The sequence below is a fragment of the Aestuariivirga sp. genome, assembly GCF_047602625.1.
GTDB lineage: Bacteria > Pseudomonadota > Alphaproteobacteria > Rhizobiales > Aestuariivirgaceae > Aestuariivirga.
Genome location: NZ_JASGGV010000002.1, coordinates 2,036,567 through 2,053,311, shown reverse-complemented (window position 1 = coordinate 2,053,311; position 16,745 = coordinate 2,036,567). Strand labels below are relative to the sequence as shown.

Annotated in this window: 18 protein-coding genes; 5 read left to right on the top strand and 13 right to left on the bottom strand. The window is 61.6% G+C overall.

Going from position 1 to position 16,745, the window contains the following annotated elements:
• Positions 1 to 32 precede the first annotated feature (32 nt).
• Positions 33 to 1,589, top strand: a complete 1,557-nt coding sequence (locus tag QM694_RS15160; protein ID WP_415007759.1) for a trimethylamine methyltransferase family protein — start codon at positions 33 to 35, stop codon at positions 1,587 to 1,589.
• 3 nt (positions 1,590 to 1,592) lie between these two features.
• On the opposite strand, the gene QM694_RS15155 is transcribed toward QM694_RS15160, so the two are convergent.
• Positions 1,593 to 1,820, bottom strand: coding sequence for a hypothetical protein (locus QM694_RS15155; RefSeq protein WP_415007758.1), 228 nt, complete (start codon positions 1,818 to 1,820; stop codon positions 1,593 to 1,595).
• Here QM694_RS15155 and rsmI point away from each other — a divergent pair.
• From rsmI to gshB, 3 genes are read left to right on the top strand one after another with little or no spacing between them, the layout of a single operon-like run.
• Entirely contained in the window at positions 1,810 to 2,724 is a 915-nt protein-coding gene (gene rsmI, locus QM694_RS15150; protein WP_415007757.1) for a 16S rRNA (cytidine(1402)-2'-O)-methyltransferase, read from the top strand. The two genes, QM694_RS15155 and rsmI, sit on opposite strands and share 11 nt — an antisense overlap.
• A complete protein-coding gene (locus QM694_RS15145) occupies positions 2,714 to 3,076 on the top strand; it encodes a YraN family protein (protein WP_415007756.1) in 363 nt (120 codons plus the stop codon). The genes rsmI and QM694_RS15145 overlap by 11 nt, the downstream gene beginning before the upstream one ends.
• Position 3,077: 1 nt before the next feature.
• Positions 3,078 to 4,016 (top strand): glutathione synthase, encoded by a 939-nt coding sequence (gene gshB, locus QM694_RS15140; RefSeq protein ID WP_415007755.1) that lies wholly within the window; start codon positions 3,078 to 3,080, stop codon positions 4,014 to 4,016.
• 145 nt (positions 4,017 to 4,161) lie between these two features.
• Here the strand turns inward: gshB and QM694_RS15135 are convergent, their stop codons facing one another.
• From QM694_RS15135 to rpsA, 12 genes are all read right to left on the bottom strand, one after another.
• The gene (locus tag QM694_RS15135) at positions 4,162 to 5,490 is read right to left on the bottom strand and encodes a bifunctional folylpolyglutamate synthase/dihydrofolate synthase (RefSeq protein WP_415007754.1); all 1,329 of its coding nucleotides are present in this window, start codon (positions 5,488 to 5,490) and stop codon (positions 4,162 to 4,164) included.
• Positions 5,491 to 5,498: 8 nt separating this feature from the next.
• Positions 5,499 to 6,395: an acetyl-CoA carboxylase, carboxyltransferase subunit beta gene (gene accD, locus QM694_RS15130; protein WP_415007753.1), complete on the bottom strand. Its 897-nt coding sequence runs from the start codon at positions 6,393 to 6,395 to the stop codon at positions 5,499 to 5,501.
• A gap of 4 nt (positions 6,396 to 6,399) precedes the next feature.
• Positions 6,400 to 7,218, bottom strand: coding sequence for a tryptophan synthase subunit alpha (gene trpA, locus QM694_RS15125; RefSeq protein ID WP_415007752.1), 819 nt, complete (start codon positions 7,216 to 7,218; stop codon positions 6,400 to 6,402).
• Positions 7,215 to 7,424 (bottom strand): hypothetical protein, encoded by a 210-nt coding sequence (locus tag QM694_RS15120; RefSeq protein WP_415007751.1) that lies wholly within the window; start codon positions 7,422 to 7,424, stop codon positions 7,215 to 7,217. Before QM694_RS15120 ends, trpA begins: the two co-directional genes overlap by 4 nt.
• 120 nt (positions 7,425 to 7,544) lie before the next feature.
• A complete protein-coding gene (gene trpB, locus QM694_RS15115; protein WP_415007750.1) occupies positions 7,545 to 8,765 on the bottom strand; it encodes a tryptophan synthase subunit beta in 1,221 nt (406 codons plus the stop codon).
• Between the two features lie 301 nt (positions 8,766 to 9,066).
• Positions 9,067 to 9,714 carry a phosphoribosylanthranilate isomerase gene (locus QM694_RS15110; protein ID WP_415007749.1) on the bottom strand — a complete coding sequence of 216 codons (648 nt, stop codon included), beginning with the start codon at positions 9,712 to 9,714 and terminating at the stop codon, positions 9,067 to 9,069.
• Complete coding sequence (gene pyrF / locus QM694_RS15105; RefSeq protein WP_415007748.1) at positions 9,704 to 10,408, bottom strand: orotidine-5'-phosphate decarboxylase; 705 nt, start codon at positions 10,406 to 10,408, stop codon at positions 9,704 to 9,706. The genes QM694_RS15110 and pyrF overlap by 11 nt, the downstream gene beginning before the upstream one ends.
• Positions 10,405 to 11,328: an ornithine cyclodeaminase family protein gene (locus QM694_RS15100; protein WP_415007747.1), complete on the bottom strand. Its 924-nt coding sequence runs from the start codon at positions 11,326 to 11,328 to the stop codon at positions 10,405 to 10,407. The genes pyrF and QM694_RS15100 overlap by 4 nt, the downstream gene beginning before the upstream one ends.
• Positions 11,325 to 11,669, bottom strand: a complete 345-nt coding sequence (locus QM694_RS15095) for a DUF1049 domain-containing protein (RefSeq protein ID WP_415007746.1) — start codon at positions 11,667 to 11,669, stop codon at positions 11,325 to 11,327. The genes QM694_RS15100 and QM694_RS15095 overlap by 4 nt, the downstream gene beginning before the upstream one ends.
• A gap of 3 nt (positions 11,670 to 11,672) precedes the next feature.
• Positions 11,673 to 11,954, bottom strand: coding sequence for an integration host factor subunit beta (locus tag QM694_RS15090; protein ID WP_415007745.1), 282 nt, complete (start codon positions 11,952 to 11,954; stop codon positions 11,673 to 11,675).
• A gap of 27 nt (positions 11,955 to 11,981) precedes the next feature.
• Complete coding sequence (gene sppA / locus QM694_RS15085) at positions 11,982 to 12,920, bottom strand: signal peptide peptidase SppA (protein ID WP_415007744.1); 939 nt, start codon at positions 12,918 to 12,920, stop codon at positions 11,982 to 11,984.
• 192 nt (positions 12,921 to 13,112) lie between these two features.
• Complete coding sequence (gene rpsA, locus QM694_RS15080) at positions 13,113 to 14,825, bottom strand: 30S ribosomal protein S1 (protein ID WP_415007743.1); 1,713 nt, start codon at positions 14,823 to 14,825, stop codon at positions 13,113 to 13,115.
• 370 nt (positions 14,826 to 15,195) lie between these two features.
• Between rpsA and QM694_RS15075 the strand changes: the two genes are divergently transcribed.
• Entirely contained in the window at positions 15,196 to 16,719 is a 1,524-nt protein-coding gene (locus tag QM694_RS15075) for an ATP-dependent nuclease (RefSeq protein ID WP_415007742.1), read from the top strand.
• The last annotated feature ends 26 nt before the right edge of the window (positions 16,720 to 16,745 follow it).

The window sequence follows — 16,745 nt, the reverse complement described above, 5'->3', positions numbered from 1 at the left end:
AGGGTCTTTATGGGCCAACCGGAGTATCGCCCATGATCGACACCAATGAGCTTGCCAAACAGGTTTCCGCCACCGGCCGCCGGAGTGGCGGGCGTGATGCTCGCCGGGCGCTCCGCGCCGCGCCCGTCACCTCCTTCCCCACGCTGGTGCGCAATATTCCCGTTTATGAGCTCTTGCCCGACGAAGCCGTGGAACTGATCCACGAGGAGTCGCTCAAGATTCTCGAAGAGGTGGGCTGCGAATTCCGCGACGATGAAGCAATCGCCATGTGGAAACAGGCAGGCGCCACGGTGAAGGGCACGCGCGTCCACATTGACCGCGCCCTTTTGCTGTCACTCATCGCCAAGGTGCCGTCCGAGTTCACGCTCAACGCGCGCAACCCCGAGCGCACCGTCAGGGTGGGCGGCAAGAACTCCATTTTCGTTCCCATGTATGGTGCGCCCTATGTGCGCGACCTCGATGGCAACCGCCGCTACGGCTCGCTGGAAGACCTCAACAACTTCCACAAGCTCGCCTACATGCAGCCGGTGCTGCACTCTTCAAGCTCGATCATCTGCGAGCCGATGGAAATTCCGGTGCCCAAGCGGCATTTGCACATCATCCATTCGGCGCTGAAACATTCCGACAAGCCCTTCATGGGCATCGTCACATCGAAGGAACGCGCCGAGGACGTGATGAAGATGGCGGGCATCGTGTTCGGCAATGATTATGTGAAGAACAACACCGTCGTCGTCTCGATCACCAACTGCAATTCGCCGCTGGTGTGGGATGCGACGATGCTCGATGCGATGAAAGTCTATGCAAGGCATAACCAGCCGCTGATCCTCGCCCCCTTCGCGCTGTGCGGCGCGTCGACTTCAGCTTCGGCACTGGGGGCCGTGGCGCAGGTCAATGCCGAGGCGCTGGCGGGCGTTGCCTTCACGCAACTGATCCGCCCCGGAAGCCCCCAGATCTACGGCCAGTTCATGGTGACGGTCGATATGAAGACGGGCGCCCCCATGGGCGGCACGCCCGAGGCCGCGCAGATGATGTATGTGATGGGGGCGCTCGCCCGGAAATACAAACTGCCGTGGCGCACCTCGGGCTTCCACGTCGGCTCCAAGATCAATGATGCGCAGGCGGGCTATGAAGCGAACATGCTCATGCACGCCGCCATCCTCTCCGGCGCCAATTACATCTGGCACGTGGCGGGCTGGCTCGAGGCGGGGCTGGCCTGCGGCTATTCCAAGTTCATGACGGATTGCGAGCAACTGGGCGGCTGGTACCGCTACGCCGGCGGCCTTCCCTTCGCGGATTTCAAGGACGCCATGGCGGCCATCCGCGAGGTGGGTCCGGCCGGTCATTTCCTCGGCACCAAGCACACGCTGGAACAGTTCGACAAGGCCTTCTTCATGCCATCGATCATGGATTTCAATTCCTTCGAGCAATGGCAGGCCGAAGGCTCGAAAGACCACGACACCCGCGGCCGCGAGAAGGCCCGCGCCATGCTGGCCAATTACGAAGAGCCGAAGCTCGATGAAGGCATTGCCGAGGGCTTGCGCGATTTCATTGCGAAGCGCGAGGAAGAGCTGCCGAACAGCGTGAGCTGAGGCCTATTGCCCCGGCGCGCCGTTATCGGGCGCGGGCTTGGCGGGCTGCTGCGGTTGCGGCTGGTCCTTGAACAGGTCGCCCATGTGAGAGGTGCCGCAGCCTGAAAGGGCAAGCGCCGCCGCCAGCAGCAGCGCCACTTGGCTCTCCCGTTTCAGCGCAGGCCGCGCTAGCATGGCTTTCGCCCGGCTCATCACCACCTGCTGCTTCTCCCGGAAAGACATGACGGACATTCTGCAAAAACCCCCGCGCCGCTATGCCATCGGCGCCGCGGTGTTCGAGCCGCCAAACCTGGCGCCGGGATTATACATTGTCGGGACTCCCATCGGCAATCTCGGCGATATTACAATTCGTGCACTCGAGGCGCTGGCGGCGGCTGACGTGATTCTGTGCGAAGATACACGCAACACCGGAAAGCTGCTCGAGCGTTTCGCCATCCGGGCGAAGCTTGAACCCTATCACGAGCATAATGCGGCGAAAGTCAGGCCGGGCATTCTGGCGCGCCTTTCCGAAGGCGCCCGCTTCGCGCTGGTGAGCGATGCGGGGATGCCGCTCGTCAACGATCCGGGCTATAGGCTGGTGGCGGAAGCGGTGGCCGCCCGCATCGCCGTCACCTGCTGCCCCGGCCCCGTGGCGGCAATCGCCGGACTCGCCCTGGCGGGCCTGCCCACCGACCGCTTCGGCTTCTTCGGTTTCGTGCCGCAAAAGCAGGGCGAACGGCAGAAGCTGTGGGCGGAACTTTCTTCGCTGCGTTCCACGCTGATCTTCTACGAAAGCCCGCATCGCATCATCGAGACATTGCAGAGCATTGCCGAAACCTTCCCCGGCCGTCTCGTGGCCGTGGCGCGCGAACTCACCAAGCTGCACGAAGAGATCCTGCGCGGCACGGCGTCCGAAGTCGCCGCAACGCTTGCCGCGCGCCCCGCCGTCAAGGGCGAGATCACGCTGCTCATCGGCCCGCCTGCCGAAGGCGAAGGCAAGGCCTCGGCGGAAGACCTTGAGGCCGCCATTGCAGAAGTTTCGGCAAGCCTTCCCGCCAGCAAGGCGGCAGCCGAAATCGCCAAACGATTCGGCCTTCCAAAAAAAGACATCTACGCCCGCATCCTTGCCGCCAAGGCTGAAGCCGATGGCGAATAGGCAAAAGGCCGAGCAGCGCGGGCGCATGGCGGAGACGGCGGCGCTCTGGGCGCTCAGGCTGAAGGGCTACCGCCTCGTCGCGCGGCGCTTCAAGTCGCATCTGGGCGAGATCGATCTCATCATGCGCAAGGGCGATGTCACCGCCTTCATCGAGGTGAAGCAGCGCGCCACGCGCGATGCCGCGATGATCTCGGTCACGCCGTTTCAGGCCAAACGCATCGCCGCCGCCGCGCGGCTGTGGATGGCGCGCGACCCCATCGCCGCCGCACAGGCCTGCCGTTTTGACATCGTCACCGTCAGCCCCTACCTGTGGCCGGCCCACATCCAGAATGCCTTTTACGGAGATGCCTGACATGGCGCTGAACATTGCCGTCCAGATGGACCCCATCGAAAGCATCAACATCAAGGGCGATTCGACCTTCGCCATGATGCTGGAGGCGCAGCGGCGCGGCCATTCGCTGTTCTACTATCAGACGAAAACGCTGGCGCTTTCGGGCGGCACGCTTCACGCCACGGGCCAGGATGTTCAGGTGCGCGACGAACCCGGCAATTTCGCCACGCTGGGCGAGATGAAGCGCGTCGATCTCGGCTCTTATGACGTGGTGCTGATGCGGCAGGACCCGCCCTTCGATATGGGCTACATCACCGCCACCCATCTCCTCGATGCCATTCATCCCAAAACGCTGGTGGTGAATGATCCCACGGAGGTGAGAAACGCGCCGGAAAAACTGTTCGTCCTCCGCTATGGCCAGTTCATGCCGGATACGCTGATCACCCGCAACCCGGCAGAGCTCGCCGCCTTCCGCCGCGCCCATGGCGACATCATCTTGAAGCCGCTTTACGGCAATGGCGGCGCGGGCGTGTTCCGCTTGGGCGAAGAGGACCAGAATTTCCAGGCGCTGCTCGAACTTTTCGGCCAGGCCTTCCGCGAGCCCTACATCGCCCAGCGCTATCTCCCCGAAGTGCGGAAAGGCGACAAGCGCATCATCCTGATCGACGGCAAGGTGGCGGGCGCCATCAACCGCGTGCCGGCCCAGAACGAGAACCGCTCCAACATGCATGTTGGCGGCCGGCCCGAGCCCACCACGCTCACCAAGCGCGAGCATGAAATCTGCGAGGCCATGGGGCCCGACCTCAAGGCGCGCGGCCTCATCTTCGTCGGCATCGACGTGATCGGCGATTATCTCACCGAGATCAACGTCACCTCCCCCACCGGCATCCGCGAAGTCAAACGCTTCGGCGGCGAGGACATCGCGGCGCTCATCTGGGATGCGATCGAGAAGAGGCGGTAACTTCCCGTCCTCGCCCCGCGCAAGCGGGGAGAGGAGAGGGGCCAACGGATGTTCTTGCAAAGAGACCGGGTGCCCCTCATCTCCCCCATCGCAAGGGCGATGGGTCCCCTTCTTCTCCCCGCTGGCGCAGGGGGAAGACAATAAATCACCGTCTCCCCGCGCCGCTCACTTTGGTCATCTCCTCCCGCGCGTGGGCGGCCAGCACGCGGCCGGCGAGGTAGAGGGAGCCGCAGATCAGGATGCGCGGGGCGGGCACGGTGAGGCTCGCCTGTTTCAGCGCCGCTTCGAGGCTCACGGCGGTTTCGGCGGGCAGGCCCTCGGCGCGCGCCGCCTCCGCCAGTTTCTCCGCTGATACCGCGTTTTCCTCATCGGGAATGGTCAGCGTCACCACGCGGTGGGCGATCCCTGCGAATTCCGAAATGAAGCTGGCCACGTCCTTGGTGTTGAGCATGCCCCACACCAGCACAAGCGGCCTTGAATGGCGGTCGTTCAGATCGGAGAAGGCCTGCGCCAGCACCCGTCCGGCGGAGGGATTATGCCCGCCGTCGAGCCACAACTCGGCGTCGGCGGGCACCAGATCCCACAGCGCCCCCGGCCCCAGCCGCTGCATGCGGGCGGGCCATGTGGCGCTCTTGAGGCCCTGCGCGATATGCGCTTCCGTGATCCGCGGATCCGCCAGCGCGCGGATGGCGGCGATGGCATTTCCTGCATTGTCGATCTGGTGGCGGCCCTGAAGTGCCGGCATGGGCAGATCAAGCAGGCCCTTCTCATCGGTGAAGACAAGGCGGCCATGCTGCTCGAAGCTCTGCCAGTCCTGATTGGCGATCGACAGCGGCGATCCCACCCGCGCCGCCACGCGCTCGATCTCATCGCGCGCCTCATCGGGCTGAACGCCGATCACCGCCGGAACGTCGCGCTTCAAAATCCCCGCCTTCTCATGGGCGATCAGCGCCAGCGTATCGCCCAGATATTGCTGATGGTCATAGTCGATGGTGGTGATGATTGAGAGCGCCGGTTTGCCAATCACATTGGTGGCGTCGAGCCTGCCGCCCAGCCCCACTTCCAGCACCAGATAATCGGCGGGCGTACGGCTGAAGGCGAGGAAGGCGGCGGCGGTGGTGATCTCGAAAAAAGTGATGGGCTCGCTGCCATTGGCCTTCTCGCATTCCTCAAGAAGTGCTGTCAGATCGGCCTCGGAAATCAGTTCGCCCGCCACACGGATGCGCTCGTGAAATTTCACCAGATGCGGAGAGGTATAGGCATGCACCTTCAGGCCCGCCGCCTCCATGATGGCGCGGGTGTAAGTGACGGTCGATCCCTTGCCATTGGTGCCCGCCACATGGATCACCGGCGGCAGCCTGTCTTGCGGGTTCCCCAGGCACGCGAGGATGCGCACCATGCGATCAAGGCTCAGATCGATGATCTTGGGATGCAGCGCGAGAAGCCGCGTCAGAATGGCATCGCTCAGCGCCATGCGGAGGATCAGGCTTCGGCGGGAACGAGGGCAGTGCCGGGCTTCGGCATTTCCGGCGCATTCATCAGCATACGGAGCACACGGCTCACGGTGGCGCGCATCTCAAGGCGCGGCACCACCATGTCCACCATGCCATGCTCTTCAAGATATTCGGCGCGCTGGAAACCGGGCGGCAGCTTTTCGCGGATGGTCTGCTCGATCACCCGCTGGCCGGCAAAACCGATCAGCGCGCCAGGCTCCGCAATGTGGATGTCGCCCAGCATGGCGTAGGAGGCGGTGACGCCGCCGGTCGTCGGATTGGTCAGCACCACGATATAGGGAAGTTTTGCGGCGCGCAGCTCCTGCACCGCCACGGTGGTGCGCGGCAGTTGCATGAGCGACAGCACGCCCTCCTGCATGCGCGCCCCGCCGGAGGATACGAAAAACACAAAGGGCGATTTCTTCTGCACGGCAGCCCGCATGGCGGTGATGATCGCCTCGCCCGCCGCCATGCCGAGAGAACCGCCCATGAAGGCGAAATCCTGCACCGCCATCACCACGGGCAATCCGTCGAGCGTGCCGGCACCGCCAAGAATCGCATCCTCCGCCCCGGTCTTCTGCTTTGCTTCCTTCAGCCGGTCGGCATATTTCCGCTCGTCGCGGAATTTCAGCGGATCGACGGGCACCTGCGGCAGTGCGATCCTCTCGAAGTCGCCATTGTCGAACATGGAGCTCAGCCGCACGTCGGGCGGCATGCGCATGTGATAGCCCGATCCCGGGATCACGAACTGGTTGGCTTCGAGATCCTTGTAGAACACCATCTGCCCGGTATCGGGATCCTTGACCCACATGTTCTCCGGCACCTCGCGCTTGACGCCGAGGATGGAGCGGATTTTGGGCCGGACGAAATTGGTGATCCAGTTCATGGGGCTAGCTCCTCACGCCGCGCGCAATGTCAGCCACCAGCGCATGCACGGCCTTCGCCGTCTTTGCCGTGGGTTTTCCGGCTTTTGTGAGGCTCTCCTCCACGGCCTTCACGAGCGCCGAGCCCACCACCACGCCATCGGCGTCCTTCGCGATGGCGCGCGCCTGCTCGGCGGATTTGACGCCGAAGCCCACGGCAATGGGAAGATCGGTGTGCTTTCGCAGCCGGTTCACATTGGCCTTCACGCTTTTCAGGTCCGGCGCCTTGGTGCCGGTGATGCCCAGCACCGACACATAATAGACGAAGCCGCTTGTGTTTTTGAACACGGCGGGCGCGCGCCTGTCGTCGGTGGTCGGCGTGGCGAGGCGGATGAAGTTGATGCCGGCCGCCATGGCGGGGATGCACAGCTCGACATCCTCTTCCGGCGGCAGGTCGACGATGATCAACCCGTCGACGCCCGCCGCCTTGGCATCGGCGAGAAATTTATCGACGCCATAGACATAGATGGGATTGTAATAGCCCATCAGCACCACAGGCGTGTCCTTGTCGTCTTTCCGGAATTCCTTCACCAGCTTCAGCGTCTTCTTCGTCGTCTGGCCGGAGGCCAGCGCCCGCAGCCCCGCCGCCTGGATGGCCGGGCCATCGGCCATCGGGTCGGTGAAGGGCATGCCGAACTCGATCACATCGGCCCCCGCCTTCGGCAGGCCCTTGATGATCTTCAGCGAGGTTTCAAAATCAGGATCGCCCGCCGTCACAAAGGTCACAAGCGCGGCGCGGCCTTCAGCTTTCAGATCGGCAAATCGGCGGTCGATGCGGGTGGTCAAAGTGTGATTCCAATGTTGATGCCTGTTGGCACAGGCGTGGTTTCAGCGTGGGGCAGAACCTGAGCTTCAATCGCTGTTTGCGAAAGATACCATTCGACAGCGCGCACCGCGAGTTGCTCGGCGGGCATGCCGCTCTCGCGGGCCGCGCGCTTCATGCGCTTCATGACATTGGCATTCATGCGAAATTTCAGTGTGCTGCGCGCCATGGTGTTTATCCTGCAATTCCTCTCGTTACCCGCTTCTTCCTCTTCCGTCACCCCGGCGAAGGCCGGGGTCCAGCTTTGCCCAAAGCGGGATCCCGGCCTTCGCCGGGATGACAGATTATTCTAGATATCCACCCCCAGAATATCCGCCACGGTGAAAATGTCCTTGTCGCCCCTGCCACACATGTTCATCACCATCAGATGATCTTTGGGCTTCGTTGGCGCGAGCTTCATCACATGGGCCAGCGCGTGGCTGGGTTCCAGTGCGGGGATGATGCCTTCGAGCTTGCAGCAGAGCTGGAAGGCGGCCAGCGCCTCCTTGTCGGTGGCGGAAACATAGTTCACGCGCTTCATGTCGTTGAGCCATGAATGTTCGGGGCCGATGCCGGGATAGTCGAGGCCGGCCGAGATCGAATGGCCCTCGATGATCTGCCCGTCATCATCCATCAGCAGATAGGTGCGGTTGCCGTGCAGAACGCCGGGCCTGCCGCCGGTGATCGAGGCCGCATGTTTCGTTTTGGTCTTGAGGCCGAGGCCCGCCGCCTCGACGCCATAGATTTCAACGCTTGAGTCATCGAGGAAGGGATGGAACAGGCCCATGGCATTGGAGCCGCCGCCGATCGCCGCCACGAGCGAATCCGGAAGGCGGCCTTCCGCTTCCAGCATCTGGGCCTTGGTTTCATTGCCGATGACGGATTGGAAATCGCGCACCATCTCAGGGTATGGATGCGGACCCGCCACGGTGCCGATGCAGTAGAAGGTGTCCTCGACATTGGCCACCCAGTCGCGCAGCGCCTCGTTCAGCGCGTCCTTCAGCGTGCGCGAGCCCGACTTGGCGGGCACCACCTCGGCGCCCAGCAGCTTCATGCGGAACACGTTGGGCTTCTGCCGCTCGATATCCACCTCGCCCATATAGACGACGCAGGGGAGTCCGAAGCGCGCGCAGGCCGTGGCGGTGGCCACGCCATGCTGGCCCGCCCCCGTTTCGGCGATGATGCGCGTCTTGCCCATGCGGCGGGCCAGCAGAATCTGCCCCATCACATTGTTGATCTTGTGCGCGCCGGTGTGGTTCAGCTCGTCGCGCTTGAAATAGATTTTGGCCCCGCCCAGATGCTCGGTCAGGCGCTCGGCGTAATAGAGCGGGCTCGGGCGGCCCACGTAATGCTTCAGGAAATAATCGAGCTCGGCCTGGAAGGACGGATCGGCCTTGGCGTCCTTGTAGGCCTGTTCCAGGTCGAGGATCAGCGGCATCAGCGTCTCGGCGACGAAGCGCCCGCCATAGATGCCGAAAAGGCCGTTTTCATCCGGCCCGGTGCGGAAGGAATTGGGAGGATTTGCGTTCATATCAACTTCCATCTTTCGCCGTCCCCCCACGCGGGGGAAGGTGGATCGCGCATCAGCGCGAGACGGATGAGGGGGGTGAGAGGCGTCTTGCGAAATGGTCCAGTGGACCATTTCGAGCCTCGAACGCCCGGAGCGCAAGCGCAGGGCCGGACTATTCCGGCCGTTCGCTTCTGCTCACGGCGTTCGGCGGTTTCAATCGCTCCACTGGAGCGATTGATCTGCTTCGCAGACCACCGCCTCACCCCCTCATCCGGCGCTGCGCGCCGCCTTCTCCCGCAAGGGGAGAAGGACAAGGGGTGTTCTAGCGGGCGGATTTGGCGGCCTCAATGAATTTCCGGATCAGCCTCACGTCCTTGACGCCGGGGGCCTCTTCAACACCGGAGGAGACATCCACCATGGGGGCACCCGTCACGCGGATCGCCTCCGCCACATTGGCAGGGGTGAGGCCTCCCGCCAGCATGAAGGTGCCGGGATCGGCATGGCCCAGCAATGACCAGTCAAAGGCGTGGCCATTGCCGCCGGGCAGCAGGCCTTTCAGCGTCTCCGGCGCCTTGGCGTCATAGAGGATGAAGGCGGCGGCGTTCTGGAACGCCGCAGCAGACGCAACATCGGCGGCGTCCTTCACGCGGATGGCTTTCGCCACGGGAATGCCGGTGAGGCTATTGATGGCGGCAATGCGTTCCGGCGTTTCATTTCCGTGAGCCTGAAGCAGATCGGGCTTCACCTCGCGCGCAATACTGAGAAGCATCGCATCATCGGCATCGACAACCAGCGCCACGATGCGGGCGCGGCCCCTTGCCCTCTCCGCCAGCGCGCGGGCCGTTGCGAGCGAAACATGGCGCGGGCTCTTGGGATAGAAGACGAGGCCCACATAGCTGGCCCCGGCAGCGAGCGCCGCATCCATGGTCTCGGGCGTCGAGAGGCCGCAGATCTTGACTTCAACCGGCATGGAGCCCGGCCCGGATCGTGCTTGCCGCCTGTGCTGGATCATCAGCCCCGGTGATGGCGCGGCCGATGACCAGAATGTCGGCCCCGGCTGCAATCGCCGCAGACGGCGTGGCGATGCGCTTCTGGTCCTGCACATTCGATCCTTCGGGCCTGATGCCCGGCACGATGGTGAGGAAGCCGCGCGGCAGGTTCTGCCGGATGCCAGCGAGATCATGCGGGCTGCACACCACGCCATCGAGGCCGCAAGACTGCGTAAGCTTTGCCAATCGCAGCGCATGGCTTGCGGTATCCAGCGCCGGGTCGAAGCCCACGGCATCGATATCGGCCTTGGACAGGCTGGTGAGCAGCGTCACGGCAATGAGCCTGGCGCGGCCATCGACCGCTTCCGCTGCGGCCTTCATCATATCCGCGCCGCCTGAAGCATGGATGTTCACGATGGCCGGGCATGGCGTAAGACGCATCAGCGCCTGCATGGCCTGCCCGACCGTGTTGGGAATGTCGTGCAGCTTGAGATCAAGAAAAATCGGCAGGCCTTCCGCGGCCACCGTCTCATAGCCCTTGGCCCCATGGGCGTAGAAGAATTCCATGCCCACTTTCAGATAGCCCACATGCGGTTTCAGCGCGCGGGCAAGCGACGCGGCGCGGGCAATGTCGGGCGTGTCGAGGGCAACGCAGATCGGGTTTTTGGCGGTCATGCCGCCTTTTGATACACCATGATGGCGGTGGCAAGGTCTTCGATCGCCGTGCCGCAGGACTTGAACAGGGTGATCTCATCCGCCGACGCGCGGCCCTTCACCGTGCCCCGGCAAAGCTCAAAGAGATCGCCCCGGATGCGGGCGAAATCGAACTTTCCCTCATCGCGGGCCTGCAGCAGGTCGCCCGCCTCTTCCTCCGCCCCGTCGCGGGTGTCGACATAGACGCGGGCGCGCTGGACCACATCGCCATCGGTCTCGCGCATCGTCGGCTTGAAGGCCCCGGCGAGGTCGACATGCGCGCCCGGTTTGAGCCACGCGCCTTTGACGATGGGCGTGGTCGAGGTGGTGACGCAGGTGACGATGTCGGCGGAGCGCACCGCGCCTTCAAGATCGTCAACCGCCTGCGCGTCGAAACCTTCGGCTTTGAGTTCCTTGGCCAGCGCCTCGGCCTTCGAGGGCGTGCGGGTGAAGATCGAGACTTTGGTGATCGGCCGCACGGCCTTGTGGGCGCGCACGAAATGGCCGCCCAGGGCGCCCGCTCCCACCAGCACCAGATGCGATGCATCGGGCCTCGCCAGATAATCAGCCGCCAAGGCTCCCGCCGCCGCGGTGCGCCTGCGGGTGATTTCCGTGCCGTCCATCATCGCCACCGTTTTGGCGGTGGCATTGTCGAACAGCAGATAGCTCGCGGTGATGGTGGGAAGCCCCTGCGCGGGATTGTCGGGCTTGAACATCACCGTCTTGAGGCCCGACCATTGCTTCGACCACGCCGGCATCAGCAGGAAGGTGAGGCTTTCGGAAATATTATGGTGATGGCGCACAGGCGTGTTGATGTCGGCGCGGAAGCCTTCGCGCAGCGCCTCGACAATATCGCCGTAGGGCGCAAGCCGCGCCACGTCATCAGCCGAAAGAATCTTCATAGAGTCGTATCTCCCCTGAGCGCCACGGCGCGGGCTTCGGCCTCGCGCTTCAGATGATCATGGGCCTGCTGCACTTTATAAAGCTCGATCCGCGCCTCACGCGTGGAGCGCCGCCATTTGCCGTTGCCGCGCCAGGCCGCGAACCAGCCGACGAAAATGCCAAGCAGAATGCCGCAAAAGAACAGCCCCCACAGCGGCATGTTCAAGGCGAGGCGCGGCAGGTCCTTGGCGAAGGGATCGAGCGAGACGGAAATCCACTGGCGGTTCGCCACGGCGAAGGCGATGGCGGCGAGTGCTATGGGCACGCCCACCACCCAGTTGAAGATACGGCGGATCGTCATTGCCTATTTGCCGTTCAGCCGCTCGCGCAGTTCCTTGCCGGTCTTGAAGAAAGGCACGCGCTTGGCCACCACTTCAACCGATGAGCCGGTGCGCGGGTTGCGGCCCATGCGGGCGTTGCGCGATTTCACCGAGAAGGCGCCGAAGCCCCTGAGTTCCACGCGGTCGCCCTGCTTCATGGCGTTGATCACCTCGTCGAGGATGGTGTTGACGATCCTCTCGAGGTCGCGGTGATAAAGATGGGGGTTCTTGTCGGCGATCTTCTGCACGAGCTCGGACTTGATCATGGCGTCAACAATCCCGCTGCGATTTCATCAGAGATCAGGGTGCCAAAGCACGAGAAGCCCGTCAAGCCGCGCCGATTCGGCGCGCTCGCGGAAGCCCTCGAAGCCCAGCGCCCGGATCACGCCATTGGCGATCGAGAAGCCGAGCCCCGAAGACTCGCTGTTCGATTTGGCGCTCCAGTCGAGAACCGGCGTGCCATCGGCGATCTTCTTTTCCGTCTTGAGCCAGTCAATGGCCTTCTCCTCGCCGCCCAGTTCGTCGACGAGATGATTGGCCACCGCCTGACGGCCTGTATAGACGCGCCCATCGGCCAGAATATCCACCTGCGCGGGGTCGATCTTGCGGCGCTCGGCCACCAGCCCCTTGAACCAGGCAAAACTGTCCTGGATCATTTCATTGGTGACGGCGCGCACCTTGTCCGACATCGGCTTATAGGGCGTCGGCTCGGCTTTCAGTTCGGCGGATTTCACCTCTTCCATCTTGATGCCGAGCGTGTCGAGCAGTTTGGAAATTTCGGGGAAGGCGAAGATCACGCCGATCGAGCCGGTGATGGTGTTGCCGCGCGCCACGATGTGATCGGCGGCGATTGCCGTGATATAGCCGCCCGAGGCCGCCACGGTGTCCATCACCGCGACGACCGGCTTCACCTTGGCGATATCGCGGATTTCCTCATAGATCGCTTCCGATCCCGCCGTGGTGCCGCCGGGGCTGTCGATGTGAATGATGACGGCCTTCACGGCCTTGGCGTTTTCAAGCTGCGACAGCAGATCGAGCGTCGGCTGGTCGCCGGTGATGGTGCCGTCGATGCGGATCCGCGCGATGTGATCGCGGTAGCGGTCGAAGTCCATCTGCCCGAACCAGGCGATGAGGCCCGCAAGGGCGATCAGCACGGCGGCGATGCGCCAGAACATCAGGCGGCGCTTCATGCGCCTCCGGTCCACAATCAGTTCGGCATCGGTGATCGCCATGGAGTCTCCTCGTGCATCTTCCTTCTCCCCTTGCGGGAGAAGGTGGATCGCGCGTTCGCGCGAGACGGATGAGGGGTCGCTCGCTGCCGGCAGCCCCCTCATCCGGCGCTTCGCGCCACCTTCTCCCGCGAGGGGAGAAGGCAGAGTGGCATAATCCGCCTTCCCCCGCGAAGGGGAAGGCAGCCGTTGTGTTTATTCCTTGCCTTCGGCGTCCTTCTTGCGGAGCGCCGCGCCCAGGATATCGCCCAGCGAGGCACCCGAGTCCGAAGACCCATACTGCGCCACCGCTTCCTTCTCGTCGGAGATTTCCAGCGCCTTGATGGAGACGTTCATCTTGCGCGCCTTGGTGTCGAGAAGGGTGATCTTGGCATCGAACTTCTCGCCCACGGCGAAGCGTTCGGTGCGCTGTTCGGAGCGGTCACGCGCCAGGTCGGCGCGCTTGATGTAGGCGCTCATGTCGGAGCCGGCGACGCGAACCTCGAGGCCATTGTCCTCGACCTTCAGCACTTCGCAGGTCACGGTGTCGCCCTTCTTGAGGCCGGCCACCGAGGCGATGGGATCGGAGCCGAGCTGCTTGATGCCAAGCGAGATGCGCTCCTTCTCCTGGTCGACGTCGAGCACCTTGGCCTTGACGCGGTCGCCCTTCTTGTAATCCTTGATGGCTTCCTCGCCGGCCCGCTTCCAGTCGATGTCGGAGAGATGCACCATGCCGTCCACATCGCCGTCGAGGCCGATGAACAGGCCGAACTCGGTGATGTTCTTGATCTCGCCTTCGACTTCCGAACCGTTGGGATATTTCTGGTGGAAGGTTTCCCACGGATTGTTCTGGGTCTGCTTGAGGCCCAGCGAGATGCGGCGCTTGGAGGGATCGATCTCGAGCACCTGCACTTCGATCTGCTCGGAGGTCGAGAGGATCTTGCCGGGGTGCACGTTCTTCTTGGTCCAGCTCATTTCGGAGACATGGACGAGGCCTTCGATGCCGTCTTCCAGTTCCACGAACGCGCCGTAGTCGGTGATGTTGGTCACCCGGCCCTTCACGCGGGAGCCGATCTGGTACTTCTCGGCCACGATCTCCCACGGATCCTTGTCGAGCTGCTTCATGCCCAGCGAGATGCGCTGCGTCTCGGGGTTGATGCGGATGATCTGCACCTTCACGTTCTGGCCGACATGGAGAACGTCAGAAGGATGGTTCACGCGCTTCCAGGCGATGTCGGTGACGTGCAGCAGGCCGTCGATGCCGCCCAGGTCCACGAACGCACCGTAGTCGGTGATGTTCTTGACGACGCCATCCACCACCTGGCCTTCGGCGAGGTTTTGGACCAGTTCCGAGCGCTGCTCGGCGCGCGTCTCTTCCATGATGGCGCGGCGCGAAACGACGATATTGCCGCGGCGGCGGTCCATCTTGAGAATCTGGAAAGGCTGCGAGACGTTCATAAGCGGGCCCACGTCGCGGATCGGGCGCACGTCAACCTGCGAACCGGGCAGGAAGGCTACAGCGCCGCCCAAGTCGACTGTGAAGCCGCCTTTCACGCGACCGAAGATCACGCCATCGACGCGCTCGTTCTTGGCCGACATGGCTTCGAGCCTTGTCCAGGCTTCCTCGCGGCGGGCCTTGTCGCGCGACAGCACGGCTTCGCCCAGCGCGTTCTCGATGCGCTCGAGATAAACTTCAACAGTGTCGCCCACCTTGATGTCGGAGGGCTTGCCCGGCTGGGCGAATTCCTTGACGGCGATCTTGCCTTCGGTCTTCATGCCGACGTCGATGATGGCGAAATCGTTCTCGATCGAAACGACCTTGCCCTTGACGACCGAGCCTTCGGAGACCGGATTGTCGCTGTAGCTCTCGGCGAGGAGGGCTTCGAAATCTTCACGGGTGGGATTGAGGGAAACGGCGGATTTCGCCATGGATGTTTTGCTTCCTGTAAAATCGAGGCTGGCCCGGCGGAAAACCCGCTAGGACGTCCCGCGTGCGCCCCGGGGTTGAAATGGGGCCCCACGCAGGCAAACCTGCGATACGTCTCATGCCTTTCATTGCATCACCCGGGCTGCGATACAGTGTCGGTGCCTGAAACAGTTGGGCGGCAAGCCGCCCGGTGACGTTCAGCGCCCGTTGAGGGCAGGTCCCGGAACGGCTGCGCATATAGTGCAATCGGGGGGGCGGGGCAAGGGAAACCATACGGCTCGAAGATAGTGAAAAGCGCCAGATTGTCTCTTTCTCGAAAGCCTACTAGCGTTAAAAATGCCACTCTATGCCACGATTTTTTGAGTATGAAAAATGCGAATTGATAGCTTTCATCTCAAAGGTATTCGTTGTTTTGAGGATACTGGTGAAATAAGGACCAATCCCCGATGCAATATATTTGTTGGGAGAAACAATGCCGGCAAATCCACCCTTCTAAAAGCGATTCATGGTTTTCAAATTGGTTCGCTCACGCAGAATGATATACGTTACGGTTACAATGGACCGGCCTATTTAACTGCTGATTTCCATGCTGTCTTACAAGAAGACATCACAACTTTCGGCCGACCAAATGGAATGAATTCTTTTCGCACACTAACGACATTCAGGGGCGACCCACCGGTCGAATATCAAGGCGCAGGAACCTTTGGCATGGCAGTTGGACACGGAACTTTTTCCAACTCTCGACCAGATAACCTAATTGTACCATTCCTCTCAAAGAGAAAAGCAGGATCATTCGACCACAGCGTCACTCTCAATACACAAAATGCGGTAACAGGGAATTTGGCGACCCTATATAGCCGAATAGATCTTCTCGCTACCACTGGCCATCCGATGCACGAGAATTATTTACGCGCGACTCGAGATATCGTTGGGATTCCAATCACTACCAAAGCGTCCACAGGCGGAAAGGAAGCGGGGTTCTATTTCGGTTATAAATTTGTCAGCCTAGATTGTATGGGTGATGGCGTTGCCGAACTTATCGCCTTGATAGTCGAACTTTGCGTTGAGAAAAATAAAATCTTTGTTCTGGAAGAGCCAGAGACAAACTTGCACCCGAGCGCTCTTAAATCCATACTTTTGATGATCCGCGACGCCTCTAGTAATAATCAGTTTTTTATATCGACGCATTCAAATATTGTTGTTCGTGAACTTGGTGGTGGCGACGACGGAAAGGTGTTTCGCGTTTATAGAGACGGCGACTTGCCCACGAGCCAGTCAAAGATCGAAGAGCTCGGTACAACGGCAGTTGCACGCACATCTTTGCTGAGAGAGTTGGGTTATGAGTTCAGCGATTTTGACGCGCATGACGCGTGGCTCTTTTTCGAAAAGTCATCCGCGGAGCAAGTATTCCGAGATGTTCTCATTCCATTTTTCGCACCTAATCTTCTTGGCAGGCTGAGAACCTATTCTGCTGGAGGAGCCAACAACCTTGAGCCAAGCGTGTCTGATTTCAAGCGGCTCATTGTGTTCATCAATTTGCAGCCGATCTATAAAGACCGCTTATGGATTCGAGCGGACGGCGATGAAGCTGGAAAAGGTGCAATCTACGAAATTCGCAAAACATTTGCTGATCTGGACGACAATGCCCTCAACACCTTTTCCCAACCTCAATTTGAACGTTTCTACCCTTCACAGTTTTCTGACGCCGCGAATGAAGTACTTATACTTGAAGACAAAAAGCAGAAACGCCAGAGAAAGGCGCAATTGCTCCAAGAGGTTTTGAGTTGGAGTGCCGCTAATAAGGCGGAGGCCAAAACTGCGTGGGAAACCAGCGCAGCGGAGCCGATCGAGTTGCTTCGGCTTATTCAAGACAAGCTGGCTGCGCAAAAATCGTAAATATTCGGCTTTAAAGGCAACATTGT

What these genes read in the sequence shown, in the direction of transcription:
- QM694_RS15160 (WP_415007759.1), top strand. Translation starts at nt 33, where the DNA reads ATGATCGACACCAATGAGCTTGCCAAACAGGTTTCCGCCACCGGCCGC.
- rsmI (WP_415007757.1), top strand. Translation starts at nt 1,810, where the DNA reads ATGACGGACATTCTGCAAAAACCCCCGCGCCGCTATGCCATCGGCGCC.
- QM694_RS15155 (WP_415007758.1), bottom strand. Translation starts at nt 1,820, where the DNA reads ATGTCCGTCATGTCTTTCCGGGAGAAGCAGCAGGTGGTGATGAGCCGG.
- QM694_RS15145 (WP_415007756.1), top strand. Translation starts at nt 2,714, where the DNA reads ATGGCGAATAGGCAAAAGGCCGAGCAGCGCGGGCGCATGGCGGAGACG.
- gshB (WP_415007755.1), top strand. Translation starts at nt 3,078, where the DNA reads ATGGCGCTGAACATTGCCGTCCAGATGGACCCCATCGAAAGCATCAAC.
- QM694_RS15135 (WP_415007754.1), bottom strand. Translation starts at nt 5,490, where the DNA reads ATGGCGCTGAGCGATGCCATTCTGACGCGGCTTCTCGCGCTGCATCCC.
- accD (WP_415007753.1), bottom strand. Translation starts at nt 6,395, where the DNA reads ATGAACTGGATCACCAATTTCGTCCGGCCCAAAATCCGCTCCATCCTC.
- QM694_RS15120 (WP_415007751.1), bottom strand. Translation starts at nt 7,424, where the DNA reads ATGGCGCGCAGCACACTGAAATTTCGCATGAATGCCAATGTCATGAAG.
- trpB (WP_415007750.1), bottom strand. Translation starts at nt 8,765, where the DNA reads ATGAACGCAAATCCTCCCAATTCCTTCCGCACCGGGCCGGATGAAAAC.
- QM694_RS15110 (WP_415007749.1), bottom strand. Translation starts at nt 9,714, where the DNA reads ATGCCGGTTGAAGTCAAGATCTGCGGCCTCTCGACGCCCGAGACCATG.
- pyrF (WP_415007748.1), bottom strand. Translation starts at nt 10,408, where the DNA reads ATGACCGCCAAAAACCCGATCTGCGTTGCCCTCGACACGCCCGACATT.
- QM694_RS15100 (WP_415007747.1), bottom strand. Translation starts at nt 11,328, where the DNA reads ATGAAGATTCTTTCGGCTGATGACGTGGCGCGGCTTGCGCCCTACGGC.
- QM694_RS15095 (WP_415007746.1), bottom strand. Translation starts at nt 11,669, where the DNA reads ATGACGATCCGCCGTATCTTCAACTGGGTGGTGGGCGTGCCCATAGCA.
- QM694_RS15090 (WP_415007745.1), bottom strand. Translation starts at nt 11,954, where the DNA reads ATGATCAAGTCCGAGCTCGTGCAGAAGATCGCCGACAAGAACCCCCAT.
- sppA (WP_415007744.1), bottom strand. Translation starts at nt 12,920, where the DNA reads ATGGCGATCACCGATGCCGAACTGATTGTGGACCGGAGGCGCATGAAG.
- rpsA (WP_415007743.1), bottom strand. Translation starts at nt 14,825, where the DNA reads ATGGCGAAATCCGCCGTTTCCCTCAATCCCACCCGTGAAGATTTCGAA.
- QM694_RS15075 (WP_415007742.1), top strand. Translation starts at nt 15,196, where the DNA reads ATGCGAATTGATAGCTTTCATCTCAAAGGTATTCGTTGTTTTGAGGAT.